The organism is Colwellia sp. 20A7 (assembly GCF_009832865.1).
Taxonomy (GTDB): domain Bacteria; phylum Pseudomonadota; class Gammaproteobacteria; order Enterobacterales; family Alteromonadaceae; genus Colwellia.
This window is the reverse complement of record NZ_CP047130.1, coordinates 3,902,524-3,922,740: the sequence shown is the minus strand read 5'-3', so window position 1 is coordinate 3,922,740 and position 20,217 is coordinate 3,902,524. Positions and strand designations below refer to the sequence as shown.

The 20,217-nt window shown below is 36.0% G+C and carries 16 protein-coding genes; 11 read left to right on the top strand and 5 right to left on the bottom strand.

What is annotated here, in order from left to right; translation table 11 throughout:
* Positions 1 to 55: 55 nt before the first annotated feature.
* From GQS55_RS16800 to GQS55_RS16790, 3 genes are all read right to left on the bottom strand, one after another.
* Positions 56 to 1,066 (bottom strand): aspartate carbamoyltransferase, encoded by a 1,011-nt coding sequence (locus tag GQS55_RS16800; RefSeq protein WP_201294526.1) that lies wholly within the window; start codon positions 1,064 to 1,066, stop codon positions 56 to 58.
* A 116-nt stretch (positions 1,067 to 1,182) separates the two neighbouring features.
* The gene (locus GQS55_RS16795; RefSeq protein WP_159821583.1) at positions 1,183 to 1,635 is read right to left on the bottom strand and encodes a CopD family protein; all 453 of its coding nucleotides are present in this window, start codon (positions 1,633 to 1,635) and stop codon (positions 1,183 to 1,185) included.
* Positions 1,632 to 3,461, bottom strand: a complete 1,830-nt coding sequence (locus GQS55_RS16790) for a chloride channel protein (protein WP_236559680.1) — start codon at positions 3,459 to 3,461, stop codon at positions 1,632 to 1,634. The genes GQS55_RS16795 and GQS55_RS16790 overlap by 4 nt, the downstream gene beginning before the upstream one ends.
* A 742-nt stretch (positions 3,462 to 4,203) precedes the next feature.
* Between GQS55_RS16790 and erpA the strand changes: the two genes are divergently transcribed.
* Positions 4,204 to 4,545: an iron-sulfur cluster insertion protein ErpA gene (gene erpA, locus GQS55_RS16785; protein WP_354668413.1), complete on the top strand. Its 342-nt coding sequence runs from the start codon at positions 4,204 to 4,206 to the stop codon at positions 4,543 to 4,545.
* A 39-nt stretch (positions 4,546 to 4,584) separates the two neighbouring features.
* On the opposite strand, the gene GQS55_RS16780 is transcribed toward erpA, so the two are convergent.
* Positions 4,585 to 5,619: a DUF484 family protein gene (locus GQS55_RS16780; RefSeq protein WP_159821581.1), complete on the bottom strand. Its 1,035-nt coding sequence runs from the start codon at positions 5,617 to 5,619 to the stop codon at positions 4,585 to 4,587.
* 149 nt (positions 5,620 to 5,768) lie between these two features.
* Positions 5,769 to 6,914, bottom strand: coding sequence for an HD-GYP domain-containing protein (locus GQS55_RS16775; RefSeq protein WP_159821580.1), 1,146 nt, complete (start codon positions 6,912 to 6,914; stop codon positions 5,769 to 5,771).
* Positions 6,915 to 7,160: 246 nt separating this feature from the next.
* Here GQS55_RS16775 and GQS55_RS16770 point away from each other — a divergent pair, with 246 nt between their 5' ends.
* The 10 genes from GQS55_RS16770 to rpsR all read left to right on the top strand — a co-directional run bounded on the left by GQS55_RS16770 (position 7,161) and on the right by rpsR (position 20,202).
* Positions 7,161 to 7,778 carry a tetratricopeptide repeat protein gene (locus tag GQS55_RS16770; protein ID WP_159821579.1) on the top strand — a complete coding sequence of 206 codons (618 nt, stop codon included), beginning with the start codon at positions 7,161 to 7,163 and terminating at the stop codon, positions 7,776 to 7,778.
* A 140-nt stretch (positions 7,779 to 7,918) separates the two neighbouring features.
* Positions 7,919 to 10,354 (top strand): ribonuclease R, encoded by a 2,436-nt coding sequence (rnr, locus tag GQS55_RS16765; protein WP_159821578.1) that lies wholly within the window; start codon positions 7,919 to 7,921, stop codon positions 10,352 to 10,354.
* A gap of 52 nt (positions 10,355 to 10,406) precedes the next feature.
* Entirely contained in the window at positions 10,407 to 11,162 is a 756-nt protein-coding gene (gene rlmB, locus GQS55_RS16760) for a 23S rRNA (guanosine(2251)-2'-O)-methyltransferase RlmB (protein ID WP_159821577.1), read from the top strand.
* A 67-nt stretch (positions 11,163 to 11,229) separates the two neighbouring features.
* Entirely contained in the window at positions 11,230 to 12,513 is a 1,284-nt protein-coding gene (locus GQS55_RS16755; RefSeq protein WP_159821576.1) for a DUF945 family protein, read from the top strand.
* Positions 12,514 to 12,843: 330 nt separating this feature from the next.
* The gene (locus GQS55_RS16750) at positions 12,844 to 14,256 is read left to right on the top strand and encodes an efflux transporter outer membrane subunit (RefSeq protein ID WP_159821575.1); all 1,413 of its coding nucleotides are present in this window, start codon (positions 12,844 to 12,846) and stop codon (positions 14,254 to 14,256) included.
* Between the two features lie 2 nt (positions 14,257 to 14,258).
* A complete protein-coding gene (locus GQS55_RS16745; protein WP_328698881.1) occupies positions 14,259 to 15,596 on the top strand; it encodes an efflux RND transporter periplasmic adaptor subunit in 1,338 nt (445 codons plus the stop codon).
* Positions 15,593 to 18,679 (top strand): efflux RND transporter permease subunit, encoded by a 3,087-nt coding sequence (locus GQS55_RS16740; RefSeq protein WP_159821574.1) that lies wholly within the window; start codon positions 15,593 to 15,595, stop codon positions 18,677 to 18,679. The genes GQS55_RS16745 and GQS55_RS16740 overlap by 4 nt, the downstream gene beginning before the upstream one ends.
* A gap of 485 nt (positions 18,680 to 19,164) precedes the next feature.
* Positions 19,165 to 19,602 (top strand): 30S ribosomal protein S6, encoded by a 438-nt coding sequence (gene rpsF / locus GQS55_RS16735; RefSeq protein WP_159821573.1) that lies wholly within the window; start codon positions 19,165 to 19,167, stop codon positions 19,600 to 19,602.
* A gap of 10 nt (positions 19,603 to 19,612) precedes the next feature.
* Positions 19,613 to 19,924 (top strand): primosomal replication protein N, encoded by a 312-nt coding sequence (priB, locus tag GQS55_RS16730; RefSeq protein ID WP_159822953.1) that lies wholly within the window; start codon positions 19,613 to 19,615, stop codon positions 19,922 to 19,924.
* A gap of 50 nt (positions 19,925 to 19,974) precedes the next feature.
* Positions 19,975 to 20,202 (top strand): 30S ribosomal protein S18, encoded by a 228-nt coding sequence (rpsR, locus tag GQS55_RS16725; RefSeq protein ID WP_159821572.1) that lies wholly within the window; start codon positions 19,975 to 19,977, stop codon positions 20,200 to 20,202.
* Positions 20,203 to 20,217: the final 15 nt, after the last annotated feature.

The following is a 20,217-nucleotide window of genomic DNA, read 5'->3' as shown; positions in this document are numbered from 1 at the left end:
GGTTACTGACTGGCCTTGCATAGGCAAGGTATCATTCATAAAATTTATTGATTAATTAACGCTTATTTGTGTGCCAGTTTACGCTTTTTTCATATTGCGTTAATTGATCTTCAACACCTAAAGTTAATGCAAATAGTGCCATTCTTACTAAAACACCATTTTGTGCTTGTCTAAAAATAGCTAGGCTGTCTAAATCATTTAGATCAATGTCGAGTTCATTGGCTTCAGGGCGAGAGTCTCTTGGCAGAGGATGCATAATAACCGTGTTTTCACGGCAATACTTTTGATAAACACTTTTGTTTAAACTGAAATGTCCACGATATAAGTCGGCTTCATCTTTACTGGCAAAACGCTCTTGTTGAATGCGAGTTTGGTAAATAACGTCGCAAGATAAATTACCTGCCATGGTGTCGGTAATCACCACTTGATGACCCGCATTTTCTAAAGCGGAAACAACACTGTCAGGCATTTGCAATGCTTTCGGGGAAACCATTGTTACTTTAACGTTATTATAAAGACTAAGCAGTTTAGATAAAGAGTGTACTGTGCGGCCGTGCTTTAAATCACCCATCAACACTATATCAAGGTTATCTAACCCTTTTTGATAATGCATCATTTCAGACTGTATGGTAAATAAATCTAACAGTGCCTGTGTCGGGTGCTCATTAGCACCGTCACCACCATTAATTACCGGAACAGTACTGCCTTTGGCAAATTGCTCAACAGAATGCATTTGTGGGTGTCGCATGGCAATAACATCGCTATAACCACTAATAACTTGAGCCGTATCAAGTAATGACTCACCTTTACTTAACGACGAGTTTTCTTGGCCTACGGTTTCACGAACAAAACCGCCTAATAAGTTAAATGCAGTACCAAAACTAACACGTGTACGTGTGCTTGGTTCAAAAAAAAGATTACTTAAAATAGCACCATCAAGCACTGTACAGCGCTTTTGACGAGCGGCATAAGGTGCCATTTGTGCTGATACATCGAGTATCTTCGCAATTGCGTCACGATCAAATTGGGATACTGAAAGTATGTGATTACCTTGAAATTTCATCATTTTTAGAAGTCTAACCGTTAATTAATGAATCACGAAAATTTTGCAGAAATATAGCATAAATCGACAAAATTTAGAATGTTATATGAAGCTATTTGTCTTTAATTTTTAGATAACAGTTAACCATAAGTAGGCTTAACATAAGCCAAAATAATTACCGCTAGTAACATAAGCACAGGTATTTCGTTAAATATTCGGTAAAACTTCCCTGACCGTATATTTTTATCTTGTTGAAATGTACTGACTAACTTAAAGCAGTAGCCGTGATAAATCAGGAGAAAAATAACGAAAGTAAGTTTTATATGAAGCCATTTGGCAGCAGCAAACCAATGAGCGCCGTAGATATAAATTAATATTAAGCCAAAGACTACCGTAAATATGGCAAAAGGCGTGACAAAGTAGAGTAAACGCTTTTCCATTCCTTTTAATTGTTGCGACACTATTTCAGACGTTGTTTCAGCATGGTTTACAAACAATCTAGGTAAGTAAAATACACCTGAAAACCAAGCGACCATAAAAAAAACATGTAAGGCTTTAAACCATAAAATATTACTCGCTAAAAATTCATTCATGAATCATTTCTTCCTTCAAATACAGATTCTTTTTCGCCAACGTAGGGTGGTAATACACCTACAATTAAGGTGCCATGAACTAGGTATTGTCTAATTTGTTCGAAGGTTACCATACCAATAATATTATTTATATTTTCTTGATAAATATAGACACCTCCGCAACGATTTTTAACAAGTAGTAAATAAGCTTCTGCTAAGGTTGCTTGATGTGATAAAGGGATCAGTTGATGTAATGTCATTTTCTCTGAAACTTGATATTCAGGGGTAGGGTTTTCAGATGTTTCATTGTTTTGCGATTGAATAGCGACTAATGGGATATCTTCGCTAAACTCTGCCCAGTGATAATTCACTTCTTCAATCACCTGTTTATTCTTCATTACTTTTTTAACTGTTTTATTTATCACCGGTGTTTTATTGTCAACTGTTAACATAATGCCGGCGATAGCATTTAAAGAAGCTTGCTCTGTATACTCTATTTTTTTTATCATTAAACCAAGCACGCCAATTTTCTGTAATGTTTTTTCAATTGGTGGTTTACGATAAATCAAACCTTGAATATCAAGCTGCATGGTAAATATTGAACGGTTATTAAATAGTTGACCAGAAATAATACTAGAGATAGTAATAACTATCATGGCAGGTAAAATTATTTCTAATTGCCCTGATAATTCAACTACAGCGAGTAATGCTGCAATAGGGGCATTTAAGCTAGCTGCCATAAAACCAGCCATTCCCATTAAAATAAAATCATTGCCAATATGTTCACCTGGTAAAAATTGTGTCACTAGCGCACCACCTAAAGCTCCAGCAATAGCGCCAATGCTAATAATAGGGCCTATAACACCGCCGGGAATACCTAGACCCAATGCAAATGTTGTCATTAAAAACTTAGCTAACAATAAACTAATTAATAATCCTACTTGCCAATTATTGGTAAATGAAATATCAATGGCGCCAATACCAACACCCATAGCGCCAGGGACGAAATAACCTAAAGCGCCTGTTATTACAGCTGCTAAAAGTAGCCTTGGTACAATATGGAATTTGTTACTGTGTTTTATTACGTTAATTAATGTTTTGTTAAAAGCGGCAGCGAGCGTTCCAAGTAAAATACCTAAAATGATTAAAGGAATATAGTGTTGTGGTATCAGTTCTATTTTATGGAAGTATTCAAAATCTTGAGATACATCAAAAACACTACGAGTGACTAATGAGCCGACTAAAGAGGCCAGCATTACAGGAATAAATATATGAACTTTATACTCCCTCATAATGACTTCCATTACAAAAAGTACGGCAGCAATAGGGGTGTTAAATGTTGCAGAAATTCCTGCTGCGATACCACAGGCACATAAAATGCGAATACTGTTATAAGGTAATTTTAATAAACTACCCACATAACTACTTGCTGCGGCGCCTAAATGTACAGCGGGTCCTTCACGCCCAACAGAAAAGCCTGATGCAAGTGCAACCGCACTGCCAAAAAATTGATTAAGTGTATTTTTAAAGGGAATAATGCCATGGGCAACCTTTAGCCGATGCAATACAAACGGAATACCTGTTCTTAGGTATTTATAACCCGTCAGCCAACCAAATAGCAGAATTACAATTGAACCTATTATTGGAAAATCAAAACGAGTTACACCATCTAAGGTGATATAGTTATCGCGTTTAATTAAATAGAGTTGTTGAATTTGTTCGGTTGTTAGAGTAAATAAAACTACTAATAATGCTGATGCAAAACCTCCAACAATGGCAAGTATACAAATTTGCCATGAAGTTTTGGGTAACGCTAAGTGTTTTCTAATTGTGCTAATATAGCTCATGATAAAAAAGTAGGCTTATTTGTTTGGTAGGTATCATTTATAGATATCGTTTTAGTCAATAAATAGTCAATAAATAGTCAATAAGTTTAATGTTAATTCTTTGTGGGGTTATTGTACGTTACAAATGAATTGGTTAGCAAAAATAAATCTAGCAGTTGTCACCAAGCGATTAGAGCCTTTAAATAGGTACTTTTCTTACTGGTACTTCTATCACTTTGTATATTCATCGGTTATCGGATAGGTAACTTTTATCATGGCTTTTAAGAAAAACATTAGAAAAAAAATGCGTTTAGAGGAGCTATATCAACAAGAAAAAAGCCATATTGAACGTATAAATATTTTAGAAGTCGAGCTCGCCGTTGAGCAATGAACGAATAAAGATGCACCAACAATGTTGAAAGAAGTGTCGCTTGAGCATTATCAAATTAAGAAAAACTTAGCATTCAGTTTCAAATGTTTTTAGGTTATCGAGGTAGCGTTCATGTTACCGAAAAATTTTATTTCTGAAAAATATAATTATCGGCAATCTTAACAAAAATTAAGTGGCCGAAATATCATAAGCTTGATAAAAATCTACCGTGGCGTATAGAATAATACTTGACTAAATTAGTCAGGTTTAAGATAATGGATGCACTATAAGCTTTCTTCCTAAAGAGTGAGAAAGTCGCATAGTAGACTTAGTATTATTACCTTGGTTTACAGTCCCCTTTTAAAATAAAAGTAGAGTTTCATGTCTGATCCTATCTCAACACCAGAATTACCTATTAAATTTACTGATTCGGCAGCGAGTAAAGTACTATCGTTAATTACAGAAGAAGAAAATCCCGAACTTAAACTAAGAGTTTATGTTACTGGTGGTGGTTGTTCTGGTTTTCAATATGGCTTTACCTTTGATGAAAAAATAAATGAAGGTGATATGACTATAGAAAAACAAGGTGTCACTATGGTTATTGACCCAATGAGTTTACAATATTTGGTTGATGGTGAAGTTGATTATCTAGAAAGTTTAGAAGGTAGTCGCTTTGTTGTTAATAACCCAAATGCATCAACTACTTGTGGTTGTGGTTCATCGTTTTCTATTTAAGCCTATCTCTATAATGATAAGTCTATGCTTATAGACTTATCAAAGAATTACTCCGGTTTTCTTATGCATATATAATTGCTCATCAGCTTGCTTTAATAACTCTTCCATTGTTTTTATTCCATCACTAGCTGCAGCTCCGCAGCTAATAGTGATTGGTAAATGCGAGCCTTGATAAGGCATCGGATTATTTTGGAAGAATTGTGTTAACCGTTTACACGCTAATAATGCTTCCTTGTATGTTTGGCTAGCTAAAGTAATCACAAACTCATCCCCTGCATACCTAAAGCACTTATCATTTTCGCGTATTAATTCTTGTAATTGTATGGCGACATAAGTGAGCACTTTATCACCACAATCATGTCCGTAGGTATCATTAACTTCTTTGAACTTATTGCAGTCGATGAACAAGATTGAGAAAGGAACATTATATCGACGTTGGCGTGTTAATTCTTCGTTGATAGAGTCTTCCATCAGTCGACGATTCGCAAGGCCAGTCAACCTATCGTAATGAGCCATATATTCTAATTGTTCTCTAATTAATGCATTAGATAAACATAAACTTACTTTTACCGCGAGTTGCTCTAAATGCAAAGTGCCTAAGTTAGGCTGAAAACGTGTTTTTTCATTATCGGTAAAAACTAAACTGCCAAACAACTTATCTTCAATGACTAAAGGTATTAACGCTATCGACTTTGTCTGTTGAGCTAAACTTAATGGAAGTATTTTTTTTATAAGGGTAAGGTCATTCGTCAGAAGTGGTTTACGTTCTGGGTGTAATTGTTGCAATAAATCAACTGCAATATTTTTACTATTTTCTTTATGCCAAGTGGACTGCATATTACCGCTAAGTAAATAACTTATAGGTGTTGGCTCAGCCAATAATAAGCAGATACCACTTAAATTAAATTTATCCTTTATTGATGCTAATAGTTGTAGCAAAAGCTCTTGGCTGGTCTTACAACGTAATATTTGAGCTTCAATTTCAAAAAGCTTTTTGGCTATATCTGCATTAATGCGTGAATTTTCAATTAGGCTTGCTAATTTACGTTCTAATGCTATTTTTGTGTCAGACATATCCGTAATACCTGTTAGTAAAAATGATGAAGTTAAAGAGGTGATTACCAATGAACTTGCATATTAACTTATTAATTATGCTTAACCTGTTAGTTAAACAAACTTTTAGGAGTAAGCGTGTAGATTTTAAGCTTTATAGGCCATTAAAATCAACCTTCCATTAATAGCATTGTAATTATAGTGTTCATATCAAGATCAAAGTCTTCTGCTCTTACGCCTTTAACAATAAAATCATCCGTTTTTGCTAAATCAATATCTTGGGTGTTCAGGTATTGATTTAACTTTACACTATAGAAAGACTTCACTTTAGGCTTTGTTAAATCATTGCTATTACGTTGCTCAACTACTGCAAGTTTTTTAGACTCTAATTGTACAAGTGTCCCCGTAGGAAACACACCAATGCATTGAATAAATTGCTCGACTAATTCACCATCAAGATGATTACTTTTAACCAGTTCACGCAAAATATTGAATGATTTTGTATGAGAGAAGCCATCTTTATAACAACGGTTTGCCGTTAATGCATCAAAGATATCGCAAATTGCAATCATGCGGCCATATTTATGAATATCTTTACCTTCAACTTGAAATGGGTAACCCTCACCATTTAATTTTTCATGGTGTAATGCGGCAACATCTAAACTCAGTTTACTAATACCTGGGGTTTTCTTGATGATGTCAATAGAGTGGTTGGCATGAGTTTTCATAATAGTAAACTCTTCATCAGTTAACTTACCTGGCTTATTTAATATTTCATCAGGAATTTTTATTTTACCAATGTCATGTAAAAAAGCGCCAATGCTAAGATGATGAACGACTTTCTTATTCATTTTTAAGTGATAAGCAAAAATAGTAATGTACACAGATACGGCGACAGAATGTTCTAATAAGTATTCGTCTTTTTCACGAATGTTTATCATGCAGGCTAAAGCGTCTGGGCTGTTAAAAATAGCGTCTACTGACTTGTTGGTCACATCAACAACTGACTGTAAATCTACAGCAGAGCCATTTAAGGCTGCAGCAAATAGTTTTTTTTGAATGTCTTTCGATTCATTAAATATTTCTATTGCTTGTTTTACTTCCGCACTAACTTCAGCCTTGCTTTTACTCGCAGAGGTTAGCGTTTTACTGTCATCGATAAATACAGATATAACCTGTTTACTTTTTAGATGATGAATTACGTTAATGCTTTTTATATGTCCAGGCGCACTTAATGAAAAGTTTCCATTTTGCTTCGCTATATCCGTGACAAAGTGACCAACATTTAACTCACTAAGCTGTATTTCTATAATCATTAGTTTTAAGCCGATCCATTACACTAAAGAAGGTTTTAATTCTTTTTCTGATACTAGCTAGTTTTTTACTATTTCACAATTCATATGTTGTTATAAATTAACACCAAAATACGTTAAAGAATAAATTAATGAAAACTTTTGGCTCTTTTCATCGTTATTTCTTATGTAAATAATTATTTAGTTTTGTATTTTCTTGCCGATAACTTTAAGGTGAATGCTTCTTGCCTACTATTTTAGGATTATTATATGCGTGTACTTCTTTTTATTTATATGTGCTTTTTAACACCACTAGCACACGGAGAAAATTTATCAGCTGTACAAATTTATAGTGATGATCAGTTATTAGATCTAATTAAAGAAAATAAACATTTAGGCCAAGTGGTATTAGATGAATGTCAATTGGTGCAAGATATCGAAGCTAGAGCGGTAATATCTAAAATGCCTTCTTATCAATTCTTGTGGGGTGATATGCTGGCTTATGGTGTATGTGTTAAAAAAGATATTGAGCTAGGCATACATTTCATGCGTTTATCTGCTGATCAAGGTTTGATTGAAGGTCTTGAGCAAATGGGGCGCTATTACCATATAGGTAAATTTATGCAGAAAGATATTGATCAAGCTATTATCTTTCTAAAAGCTGCTGCTTCAATGAATAATCTTGCTGCACAAATGCGTTTAGCCGGTATCTATAATCAAGGTTATGGTAGCCCATTAGATTACCCTGAACTATATTCTCAACTTCACCATGCAGTTACCGACGATAAAACTGTTTATAAAAAAATTACCCGATTTAAAAATCAGTTAGCGATGAAAATGCCTGATAAGGTAGTCAATGCAGCTAAAAAAGCTGATTACACAAATTAACATAAATATTGTCAGTCGAGCTAAAAGTTAAAAATACCTAGTTACATGAACTTTTTACTTTCTATCTTGTGATTGTAAAGTTTATGTTATACTCGACTACAATCAATTCCTATTCTATTTATAACAAGTAATCCATTATTGTGACCCTAAACGATCCCCATGCTAAACGTGAAGCAAAAAAATACGAAAAGCCAGTGGCTTCACGTGAGCTATTATTATCTATCATTGAAAAATGCTCACCGCCGCCTACCTACAATACCTTGGCTAAAACACTAAACTATCAAGAAGATCATCTGCTGGTAGGTTTGAAGCGACGATTACGAGCAATGGAAAATAGTGGGCAGTTAATTTTTAATAAATTTAAACAGTACGCTATACCCGAAAAAAATAGTTTAATAACAGGGCAAGTACTAAGTCACCGTGATGGTTTTGGTTTTCTTGTCGTCGATGACCCAGATATAAAAACAACTTCATCAGATAAGCGTGGCAAAGACTTTTATATTTCGACTTATGAAATGCAACGGGTATTTCATGGCGATATCGTTCAAGCTATTTTAGTTGACCGTACTGATAGAAAAGGCAAAAAAGAAGTTAAAATTCTTGATGTTATTGAACCTCGAAAAGCACCTATTGTTGGTCGTTTTAATGTTCAACAGCATGTTTGCAGTGTAGTGCCTGAAGATAGCAAAATAAAACAAGAAATATTAATTGATCCAAAAGCTCGATTAGGCGCTCGTCATGGTCAAATGGTCGTGGTTGAACTAGCACAAAGACCTACAAAACGATCACAAGCAATTGGTAATATTATTGAAGTTTTAGGTGACCATATGGCACCCGGTATGGAAATAGAAATAGCCTTACGTGCCCATGATTTACCTCATCATTTTTCTCATACAGTAGAAGCCGAAGTCGCTACCATTGCTGATGAAGTTGAAGAATCAGCAAAACTACCTCGTAAAGATTTACGAGAATTACCGCTTGTAACCATTGATGGTGAAGATGCACGAGATTTCGATGATGCTGTTTATTGTCAGCCTGAAGAGTCTGGCGGTTGGCGTTTATGGGTTGCTATTGCTGATGTTAGTTATTATGTTCGTCATGGAACAGCATTAGATGATGAAGCCATTTCTCGTGGTAATTCAGTGTATTTTCCTAGCCAAGTTATTCCTATGCTACCGGAAAAATTATCGAATGGTTTATGTTCATTAAAACCTGATGTTGACAGGCTTTGTATGGTCTGTGAAATGACAGTAAGTAGTAACGGTGAGCTTTCAGGTAGCCAATTCTATCCTGCAGTAATGCGTTCACACGCACGTTTTACCTACAGTAAAGTTGCCGCGATACTTGATACTAAAAATAGTGACGATGCACAAGCTCAGGAAGGAAAAGATCTTCGAGAACAGTATTCTACATTGGTACCTGATTTAGAAAACTTAAAAAGTATGTACTTAGCATTAAGTGATGCACGTCTTAAACGTGGCGCTATTGCTTTTGAAACAGAAGAGTCGTTATTTTTATTTAATGACGATAAAAAAATTGAAAGTGTTGTGCCGCTTATTCGTAATGATGCGCATAAAATTATTGAAGAATGTATGATTTTAGCCAATGTCTCTACGGCTAAATTTATTGAAAAGCATAACAAACCAGGTTTATTTCGAGTCCATGATAAACCCAGTGAAGATAAATATAATAACTTTGTAAGTTATTTGTCTGAACTTGGTATTACTATACCTAAAAGGGATCAGCCTGAGCCAAGAGATTATTGTGATATTTTGACTAAAGTTGCAGATCGACCTGATCAAGATCTTATTCAAACCATGTTACTTCGCTCAATGAGACAAGCGGTTTATCAAAGTGATAATTTAGGCCATTTTGGTTTAGCTTTAGAATCGTATAGTCATTTTACTTCACCTATTAGACGCTACCCAGACTTAGTTGTTCATAGAGTCATTAAAAGTATTTTACTTAAAGAAGCGCAAAATCAAGATGAAAAAGATGCTAATGCCGGCGCTTATGATTATAAACTTGCAGAAGTTATTGAGCTAGGTGAACACTGCTCTATGACCGAACGTAGAGCCGATGAAGCAACACGAGATGTAAGTGATTGGCTTAAATGTGAATTTATGCAAGATCATGTCGGTGATAGCTTTAATGGTGTTATCAGCACGGTAACTAATTTTGGTATGTTTGTTCGCTTACATGATCTACATATTGAAGGCTTAGTTCATATTACCTCTCTAGGTCAAGACTACTATCATTATGATGATGTACGTATGTGTCTAACAGGTGAGAAATCAGGTGTGAAATACCGTGTTGGTGATGTCGTTACGGTACAAGTTGCGGCTGTAAATTTAGATGAAAAGAAAATAGACCTTGCTATGGAAGGTAGTGCCGCAGCAAAAAAAGGCGCACTGAAAGGGAAAACTAAAAGTAAGCGGAAACCCAGTCCGAAAAGTACAAACAAAACACAGACTGAAACAAAAGTTAACTCTAAAGTGAAGTCTAAAGCTAAGAAGCGTAGCGAGCGAAAAAAGCGTCCAGGTAAAAATGCTCGAAAGAACGCAGTAAAAAAATAAATACCATGAAGTTGTCTATCAAGCGATAGCTGAATGAAATTAAGGTAAAAAAATGGCGAAGAATGAAGAAATAGTGTTTGGTATTCATGCAGTTAATGCATTATTAAAACATGCACCAGAACGTTTTATTGAAATGTGGTTATTAAAAGGTCGTGACGATGAGCGTCTGTTACCTATTATCAACTTAGCACGTAAATATGGCATTGCTACACAATTGGTACAACGACGTGTGCTAGACGAGAAAAGCGACAGTGAGCAACATCAAGGTGTTATTGCCCGCGTAAAACCTGGTAAAATACTCACCGAAAATGATTTAGATGATATTATTAGTGCGACAGAAAAACGTGGTATACCACCATTTTTACTTATTTTAGATGGTGTTACAGATCCTCATAACCTAGGCGCTTGTTTGCGAAATGCTGATGCCGCAGGCGTGCAAGCTATTGTTGTTCCTAAAGACAATGCCGCAAAAATAACTTCTACAGTACGTAAAGTTGCCGTAGGAGCAGCAGAAACTGTGCCCTTAATTCAAGTAACTAACTTATCTCGCACTATGAAACATTTACAGCAAATGGGAGTGTGGATTGTTGGCACGGCCGGCGAAACTGACACCTGCCTTTATGATGTGAAATTATCTGGCCCTATGGCACTTGTTATGGGTGCTGAAGGTAAAGGTATGCGTAGATTAACGCGCGAGAATTGCGATCAGTTAGTTAAACTGCCAATGGCCGGTAGTGTTTCAAGTTTAAATGTATCTGTTGCGACAGGTATTTGTTTATTTGAAATGGTTAGACAACGTTCATCTTAAAAATTATCTCTCTTGAAATTTAACACGATTTTTTGAACCTAACGGAATAGCTCCAAGGATTAATTATATGAAAAAACTTTTTATTATTATTTTATTACTTATCATTGCTGGCTTAATTTCGCCAAAGTTTATTGGTAGTGTTGTTGAGTCTGAGCATCAAGCGTTTGTTAATAAGCTCAACGAAAACCAAGCGATTACAGTGAATTCATCAACTATTACTCGAGAATGGTTTACGGGGAAAGCTGAAACCGAAATAACATTCTCTTTACAAGATGAAGGTTTAGAAAATATCACATTCATTGTTAAAGAAGACTTAGCATTTGGTCCGGTAATCTTCACAGATGACGGTGTCGAGCTTGCTTTAAGTTATTCACAGGCAAATATTAATTTCAAAAAATTAATGCTAGACGAAGAAATTGAAACGTTTATTAATGATAAAATTCATTTAAGCGGTTTGTTAACGTTTTCTAAAAATGTCGTTGCCAAAATTGTAATTGATGAAGTATCGAAAGAAATCGATGGTAATAAAGTGACCTCAGCTAAAGCGTTTGGCGATTTTACTCTAGAAGATAACAAACGACTTTATGGTGACTTTAATTGGTCAGGTTTGACTGCAGTGACAAGTGATGGCAGCTTTACCGTAGGTAAGGTTAAATTTTCACTCGATCAAACACTTATTGCGGGTAATTATTTCCAAGGTAATGCTATTTCTACCGGTGAGTTCGATTTTTCTATGGACTCAATTGCCGCGAAAAATACAAATGCGAAGACAGTATTATCACTTGATGATTTATTGATTAACGCTGTGTCAAAATTAAATGATGATTTAATGACAGTGACGATGAAATATAATGCTGACAAAATTGAGTATGAAGGTCAAAAGTTAGAAGATGCAAACTTAACTCTGCTTGTTAGTGATTTGAATATCGTTGTTATGCAAGAAATTAATACTATTTTGGCTGAATTATCTGTCGATGGTGCGGGTATGTTTACGCCTGAAGTAATGGATAACTTGTCGGCATTAATTGAAAAGTTATTAGTCGATAAACCTGTTATTGAAGTGGAAGACTTTAGTGTTAAGACTCAACAAGGAAATATTGCATCCTCAGTACATATTAGTATTGATGAAAAATTATTTGATGCTGCCAACCTCATGTCGATTATACCGGCGGTAAAAGTAGATGCTAAAGGCAAAGCGCCTATGCCTTTTTTTGATGGACTAGGCTTAACGCCTATGGTTGATTTGTATATAGATGAAGGCTACGTTATTCTCAAGGAAGAAGAGCTAAGTTTTATCGTTAACTTTGCGCAAGGAAAGTTAAAAATTAATGATAAAATTATTCCTATGTAACAGCTGTTATATGAAAACTTTAGGTCGCTTTATTTAACTTACTCACCTAAATGTATCTATTATAGAAACATTTAGTTAGTACGATTGTTGAATCAGACCCTTTTTAAAACCATTACTAGCGTCAAGCGGTAATGGTTTTTTTATGGAAATTATTTAATATTATTCACTTTATTTACCTTGCACAACTTTTACTTTTAACTTGGTTTTCTAGACTAACTATGGTGCTGTTTATGCTATGAGGTTGTGTAATGTTATGTAAAGTACATAGAAATTAATGGCACAATTGAACTAGAATAGGAAGATAATTAATAACATTAAGGTTTTTCGTTTATGGGTTACCGCTTAAAACCTCTATACATCTCAATAGTGAGTATGATGCTATTTTCGTGTAGCACCACTTACCATGTAGATGAGGAGCTTCGTCAATCCAATGTTCCTGCGCAATGGTCGGCTAATTTATTAATAACCGACGTAGCAGATAATTGGTTTGAACAATTACAAAATGAGCAAGTACATCAGCTTGTTGATATTGCAATAAATAACAACTTTCAATTAAAGCAGCAGGCATTGGCCATCGCTATTCTTGAGCAAGATTTGATTATAGCGGGCAGTGAACTCTGGCCCTCATTAGATTTATCATTAAAAAATAGTCGCAGTAAGTCTGTATCAGATGATAGTACAAGCACTTATAATACAAGTGCCTCTTTAGATCTGGATTTACAGTACGAGCTTGATCTTTGGGGTAAGTTATCTGCTGCTAATCGACAAGCTAATTTAGAGTTAATGGCACAAAAAGCAACATTTGAACAAGCTAAGCAACAACTGATCGCTGATGTTATTACCGCGTGGTTTTCGGTCATAGAAGCTAATCAATTATTAGCGCTTTATCAGCAACGTAGTCAGGATATTCAGCAGAATCTATTGATTATTGAATCAGGTTATCAACAAGGACTAAACAGCGCATTAGACGTTTATTTAACGCGAAATGAGGTGAATAATGAACTCTCTAGAACATCAGAGCAGCGAACTCAACAAACACTCGCTATACGTAAATTAGAACAGTTGTTAGGGCAGTATCCTGAAGGTGCATTGTTTGTTGATGCTGAATTACCTTCGCTTGATTCAGATGTTCCTGTTGGTTTACCAAGTGATTTAGTCTCAAGAAAGCCAGAATTAGTCGCTAGCTGGTACCAGTTACTTGCTAAAGATTCTGCGTTAGCTTATGCGCACAAACAACGCTTTCCAAGTATTAGCCTTACTGCCTCATTATCAGATAATCAAACGAATATTTCCGATTTGCTATCCACATCGTCCTTGGGGTGGTCGTTACTCGGTAATATAGCTATGCCATTATTTAATGCTGGCAGATTGGAAGCTAATGAAGAGAAAACACGTTTAGACTTAAAGCAAACTGAACAAGAATATTTATCAACATTATATGATGCGTTTGCAGATGTTGAAAATGCGGTCACCTATGAAGCCAGTTTAAAAGAACGTTACCAAATGATGATTAAAGCACAAGAAAATGCGATTGCAGCGCAAACATTATCTTTTGAACAATACCAAAGTGGTTTAGTGGAATACATTACTGTACTTGATGCACAGAGCCGATCTTACGATGCCCAAAGCACGGTAATTCAACTTAAAAATCAATTAATTACTAATCGAATAAATCTTCATGTTGCCCTTGGTGGTAATTTTGCGCAAGCACCTTCGACAGAAGCACAAGAGCAGGAAAAATAGGCATGACTAAATTAAGTAACGAATCAACAAGTCAATCAATGAATAGATCAAAACAAACCTCAAAAGTTAAAAAAATAATCATTCCAATAGTGATTCTAGTCGCTACCTATATTCTTATTCAAATTATCATTAATAATCCACCAGAAGCTAATCGAGGCGGTAGTAGCGCTGTCGCAAAGATTAGCGTGGAAACTTTAGCGTTAAAACCAAAACAATATCCTATCGTTGTTAATAGTTTTGGCACAGTTCAACCCAGAACAAGTAGTGTACTCGTCGCACAAGTCTCCGGTGAAATAAACGAAGTGAGTCCACAGTTTAGAGATGGTGGTTTTTTTGAAAAAGGTGATGTATTGGTACAACTTGATGATCGAGATCATCGTGCTGAAGTAAAAATTACTCAATCAAGCCTATTATCTGCAAAACAAGCCTTACTAGAAGAAGAAGCAAGAGCAAAGCAAGCATTGATTGACTGGGAACGCCTAGGTAATGGCGCGCAACCAAATGTTCTTGTTTTACGTGAACCACAGTTAGCTGCTGCGCAAGCTGAGGTTTTATCGGCTCAAGCTAATTTAGACAAAGCAGAGCTATTATTAGAACGTACAAAAATTGTTGCACCGTTTGCAGGGCGAGTATTAAAAAAGCTTGTTGATTTAGGTCGTGTTGTTACCAGTAATACTCAATTAGCAGATATTTATGCTATTGATTATGTTGAAATAAGATTACCTATCAATAATAAGGAACTGAGTTTTATTGCTTTACCTGAAGAGTATCGCTCTGTTAGAAATCGTATTCAGGGGCCTAGTGTTGAGATTACTTCAGACCTAATTGGTAAACAGTCTTGGCAAGGTGAAATTGTTCGTACTGAAGGGGCAATTGATGAAAACTCACAACAACTATACATTGTTGCACAAATTGATGATCCTTATGATATAAGTAATAAAGGTAAAGTGGCACCGATTAAAATTGGTCAGTATGTTAATGCAGCCATTGTTGGTAAAACGATAGAGCAAGCATTAGTTATTCCTAATAGCTCAATTTACCAAGGCAGTTATGTTTATATTGCCGAAAATATAGATGATGAAACAGTGCTACAAAGAAAAGAGATTACTATTCGTTGGCAAAATGATAAAGATGCAATTATTGAATCAGGCTTGTCTGTAGGCGATGAGTTGGTCTTAACAGCACTTGGACAGGTTAGCTCTGGAACACCGGTAGAGATTTCAGGAGCAAATGCACCGGCTAAAAGTAAACTCAATAAACAACAACGAAATGGCAATAGAGGGGATGGAAAAAGAAACCCTAGTGATAGAAAGAAGAGAAATAAGGAGGGCAAACAATGATAGCTTGGTTTGCTCGTAATCATGTTGCCGCTAACTTATTAATGTTAACCATTTTATTTCTTGGTTTATTTAGTTTATCCGCCAAAATTCCCCTTGAAGTATTTCCTTCTTTTGAAATGGATCAAATAACGGTCAGTGTTTCTTTGCCCGGTTCAACGCCTGAAGATACGGAAAAAGGTGTTGCTATTCGTATCGAAGAGGCAATACAGGATTTAGAAGGTATTGAGCGAATTATTAGCAGCTCTTCAGAAAGTTCATCTTCTGTAACGGTTGAAATTGACTCAGCCTATGATGCTCGAGATATGTTAGCAGACATTAAATCGCGGGTTGATGCGATCAATACTTTTCCAGTCGATGCAGAAAATCCTATTATTGCTTTGGCTGATCGAAAAAGAGAAGTTATTTCCGTTTCTATTTCTAGTATTTATAGTGAAAAAGAAATTAAAGAGTTTGCTGAACAAATTCGTGACGATTTATTACAAATATCAGGTGTTACTCAGCTAGAGCTTAGTGGTGTTCGTGATTACGAAATCGCAATAGAAATAGCACAAGATAAATTACAGCAATACAATTTAAGTTTAAGTGATGTTTCTTCAGCAGTTAGTAATTCAAGTAGCGATATATCAGCAGGGGATATTAAAACAGAAGGTGGTGATGTCCTTATTCGCTCCAAAGGGCAAGCTTATCGCAAAGATGAATTCGCTCGTATTGTCATTAAAACGAACAGCGATGGTTCAATACTGCAACTTAATGATATTGCTAATATTAAAGATGACTTTGAAGAAACACCCGTAAGAACACGCTTTAACGGTAAACGTGCTGCTTTTATTGATATTTATCGTATTGGTCAACAAAGCGCGACAGATGTTGCTGATAAAGTAAAAAACTATATAGAAAGTCGCCAAGATAACCTCCCTTATGGGTATGAGCTAAGTTATTGGGATGATGATTCTGAAATTGTAAAAGCACGTGTTTCAACATTAACAACGAATGCGATGCAGGGGTTGATTTTAGTTTTTGCTTTGTTGTCGTTATTTTTACGACCTTCAATTGCTATTTGGGTGTGTGTTGGTATTCCAATCTCTTTTATGGGCGCTTTTATTGTTATGCCATTTTTGGGCATAACCTTAAACATGATGAGCTTATTCGCCTTTATTCTTGTTTTAGGCATTGTGGTGGATGATGCCATTGTGACAGGGGAGAATATTTATACCCATTTACAAAAATCGGAATCAGGTACTGAAGCCGCTATTCGCGGCACACAAGAAGTCGCTACACCGGTTACTTTTGGTATATTAACGACGGTGGCAGCTTTTTTACCACTTGCTTTTATTGAAGGAAATCGAGGGCCTATTTTTGCTCAAATACCCGTAGTGGTTATTCCTGTGTTAATTTTTTCATTAATTGAATCTAAGTTTGTTTTACCTTCTCACTTAAAAGGTATCAAATTACGTCAAGAACAAGCTGAGCCTGGTAAACTTGAACGTTTTCAGCGTAGCTTTGCTGATGGTTTTGAAAGAATTATATTACGTTACTATCAACCCTTACTCGCCGTTGCTTTGAAGCATAAATTAACAACGTTAAGTTTATTTACTGGCGTATTTTTTATCATTATTGCTTTGGTTATGAGTGGCTGGAGTAAATTTATATTTTTTCCTCGTATTCCGAGCGATACCGTTCAAATGAGCTTAACACTTCCTGTTGGAACGCCTTTTGATGTAACCAATAAATTTGTGGTTGATATTGCGAGTAAAGCTGAAGAGATGCAAGATAAATATCGGGACGAAGAAACAGGTGAAAGTGTTATTCTTAATATATTAGCAACCACTGGAGGTCGAGGAGGAGTAACGAACTCAGGAAGTGCACGTTTTGAAATTACACCCGCTGAACAAAGAGACTCGGATATTACCTCTAGTGAATTAGTTAGAGAATGGCGGCAACTTATTGGTGTAATTCCTGGAGCAGAAAGTCTAACTTTTAGAGCTGAAACAGGGCGTTCATCTAGTCCTATCGATGTTCAGTTATCTGGAAGCTCACTAGAGACATTAAAGAACGTGGCCGAACAAGTTAAATCTCGATTAGCGACTTATCCAACGGTGTTTGAAATTGAAGATACCTTGTCTGACGGTAAAGAAGAATTAAATATCGAGCTAACGAAGCAAGGACATGCACTTGGCTTAACACGTGTTGATATTTCAAAGCAAGTACGTAATGCATTTTATGGTGCAGAAGTTCAACGTATTCAGCGTGGACGTGACGACGTTCGAGTTATGGTGCGTTTCCCAGTAGAAGAACGTAGTACAATTGCAAATTTAGAAAATATGCTAATCAAGACACCCCTTGGTGGCAATGTACCATTATCACATGTTGCAACCTTAATTCCGGGGCAAAGTCCGTCAACTATTAAGCGTATTGACTTGTATCGCACCGTTAATGTTACTGCCGATATTGATAAAGATAATACTAATATGACCGTGCTGCAAGCGGATTTAAAAACCTATTTAGATGAATTGATTAACCAATACCCAGGCGTTAAACATTCATTAGAAGGGGAAGCAAAAGAACAACGAGAATCTTTTAGTTCTTTAGGCTGGGCACTTGTATTTGTCTTTTTCATTATTTATGTGTTACTGGCTATTCCATTTAAATCATATTTACAGCCTATCATTGTCATGAGTATTATTCCATTTGGCATGATTGGTGCGGTAGTAGGGCATTGGATTATGGGCGTGGATTTAAGCATCATGAGCTTATTAGGCTTGTTGGCATTAGTAGGGGTTGTTGTGAATGATTCATTAGTATTAGTCGACTTTATCAATAAAAAGCGCGAAGAAACAAATGATTTAATGGAAGCTGTATTAACGGCTGGCGCATCACGTTTTAGACCGGTAATGCTAACCAGTTTAACGACCTTTATTGGTTTAATGCCATTACTTTTTGAAAAGTCGACCCAAGCACAGTTTTTAATTCCGATGGCTGTTTCACTAGGTTTTGGTATTTTATTTGCTACCTTCATTACGCTGTTATTAATACCTGTGAATTATATGTTGGTTGAACGAATTAAAGATTATTGGCATCATTAATATTTCGTTTTAAAGAGTTATAACCGTTCCACTTGAAGATGCTCGTTTCAGTAAGTCTGAGCGATTCATAATCAAGGCACATTTTTTTATTAAGGGTTGTTCCCTGAAAAAGAAATGTAACGCAGAGTATGATTTGCTCAGTCTTACCCAAGGGCTGGTTTAGAAACGCTTTATGCTGCGTTATTGATTTTGATAAGGGAACAACCATTCTCTACAATCAATGCCTTGCCTAAAGGCGTTTCTAATTCCAGCTGAATCCTGCATCTTCAAGTGGAGCGGGTATATAACCTAACATTAATTCGGTGTAATTAAACCGAATTAATGTTATCAACATTAGATTGAATGAAATCCTTTCTTTTACTTGCTTTAATTGCTTATTTTCCCTACACTACGCATCCTTAATTCAGCCTGAACTTTTTGTTCCTTGCCTCAACTGGTGTTTGGCTGAGCCAGAGAATGAGGCTACAACCCATAAGGAGCTCGTAATGCGTCATTACGAAATCGTATTTATGGTTCACCCTGATCAGAGTGAACAAGTGCCTGGTATGATCCAGCGCTACACAGACTTGATCAACGCTGCTGAAGGCAAAGTCAACCGTCTAGAAGACTGGGGCCGTCGCCAATTAGCATACCCAATCAATAAATTGCACAAAGCACACTATGTTCTTATGAACATTGAAGCGCCACAAACAGTTATTGATGAGCTAGAAACTGCTTTCCGTTATAACGATGTTGTTATTCGTAACATGATTATGCGTACTAAAGACGCGGTAACTGAAGCATCGCCTATGGCTGCTGCTAAAGAAGACCGTCGCGAAGTTAAGAAAGATTTTTCTGCGCCAGCTGAAGGTACTGAAGCTTCTACAGAAGAAGCATCTGCACCAGCTGAAGTTTCTACAGAAGAAACTGCTAGCGAAGAATAAGTAATTTGTGATGCTCTCGCAAGAGAATAGCCTAGTGTTGACTGGCTCTGTAGTGAAAGCTCCAAAGCAATCAACAAGCCCAGCAGGTATTACTCATAGCCAATTTTCAATGGATCACAAGTCTATTCAAAATGAAGCGGGTATGAACCGACAAGCTTTTGTCAGAATACAAGTTGTTGCTACCGGTGAATTATCACACTTAACTCGTGAATTAGTTGCTGGGGATAATGTAAAAGTGACGGGGTTTATTAACCGTCACGAATCAAGAAATGGTAACCCGTTGCTTGTATTACATTCTCAGCATATAGAAATGATTAATTAGTGTTTTATTTTTACCGTTAACGTATTAATAAAACCAATTCGGAGAATATTATGTCTCGTTTTTTTAGACGTCGTAAGTTTTGTCGCTTCACAGCGGAAGGTGCAACATCTGTAGATTATAAAGATATTGCAACGTTAAAAAACTATATCACTGAAAGTGGTAAAATTGTTCCTAGCCGTATCACTGGTACTGCTGCTAAATACCAACGTCAATTAACTCGCGCTATTAAACGTGCTCGTTACTTGTCATTGTTACCATACACTGACTTACACAAGTAAGCTAATAAGGGGTTT

Bases quoted from the DNA above. Each gene is read 5' to 3' on its own strand.
- GQS55_RS16745 (WP_328698881.1), top strand. From the start codon at position 14,259: ATGACTAAATTAAGTAACGAATCAACAAGTCAATCAATGAATAGATCA.
- GQS55_RS16750 (WP_159821575.1), top strand. From the start codon at position 12,844: ATGGGTTACCGCTTAAAACCTCTATACATCTCAATAGTGAGTATGATG.
- GQS55_RS16780 (WP_159821581.1), bottom strand. From the start codon at position 5,619: ATGTCTGACACAAAAATAGCATTAGAACGTAAATTAGCAAGCCTAATT.
- GQS55_RS16790 (WP_236559680.1), bottom strand. From the start codon at position 3,461: ATGAGCTATATTAGCACAATTAGAAAACACTTAGCGTTACCCAAAACT.
- GQS55_RS16775 (WP_159821580.1), bottom strand. From the start codon at position 6,914: ATGATTATAGAAATACAGCTTAGTGAGTTAAATGTTGGTCACTTTGTC.
- GQS55_RS16740 (WP_159821574.1), top strand. From the start codon at position 15,593: ATGATAGCTTGGTTTGCTCGTAATCATGTTGCCGCTAACTTATTAATG.
- GQS55_RS16770 (WP_159821579.1), top strand. From the start codon at position 7,161: ATGCGTGTACTTCTTTTTATTTATATGTGCTTTTTAACACCACTAGCA.
- GQS55_RS16795 (WP_159821583.1), bottom strand. From the start codon at position 1,635: ATGAATGAATTTTTAGCGAGTAATATTTTATGGTTTAAAGCCTTACAT.
- rpsR (WP_159821572.1), top strand. From the start codon at position 19,975: ATGTCTCGTTTTTTTAGACGTCGTAAGTTTTGTCGCTTCACAGCGGAA.
- priB (WP_159822953.1), top strand. From the start codon at position 19,613: ATGCTCTCGCAAGAGAATAGCCTAGTGTTGACTGGCTCTGTAGTGAAA.
- GQS55_RS16800 (WP_201294526.1), bottom strand. From the start codon at position 1,066: ATGATGAAATTTCAAGGTAATCACATACTTTCAGTATCCCAATTTGAT.
- rlmB (WP_159821577.1), top strand. From the start codon at position 10,407: ATGGCGAAGAATGAAGAAATAGTGTTTGGTATTCATGCAGTTAATGCA.
- GQS55_RS16755 (WP_159821576.1), top strand. From the start codon at position 11,230: ATGAAAAAACTTTTTATTATTATTTTATTACTTATCATTGCTGGCTTA.
- rpsF (WP_159821573.1), top strand. From the start codon at position 19,165: ATGCGTCATTACGAAATCGTATTTATGGTTCACCCTGATCAGAGTGAA.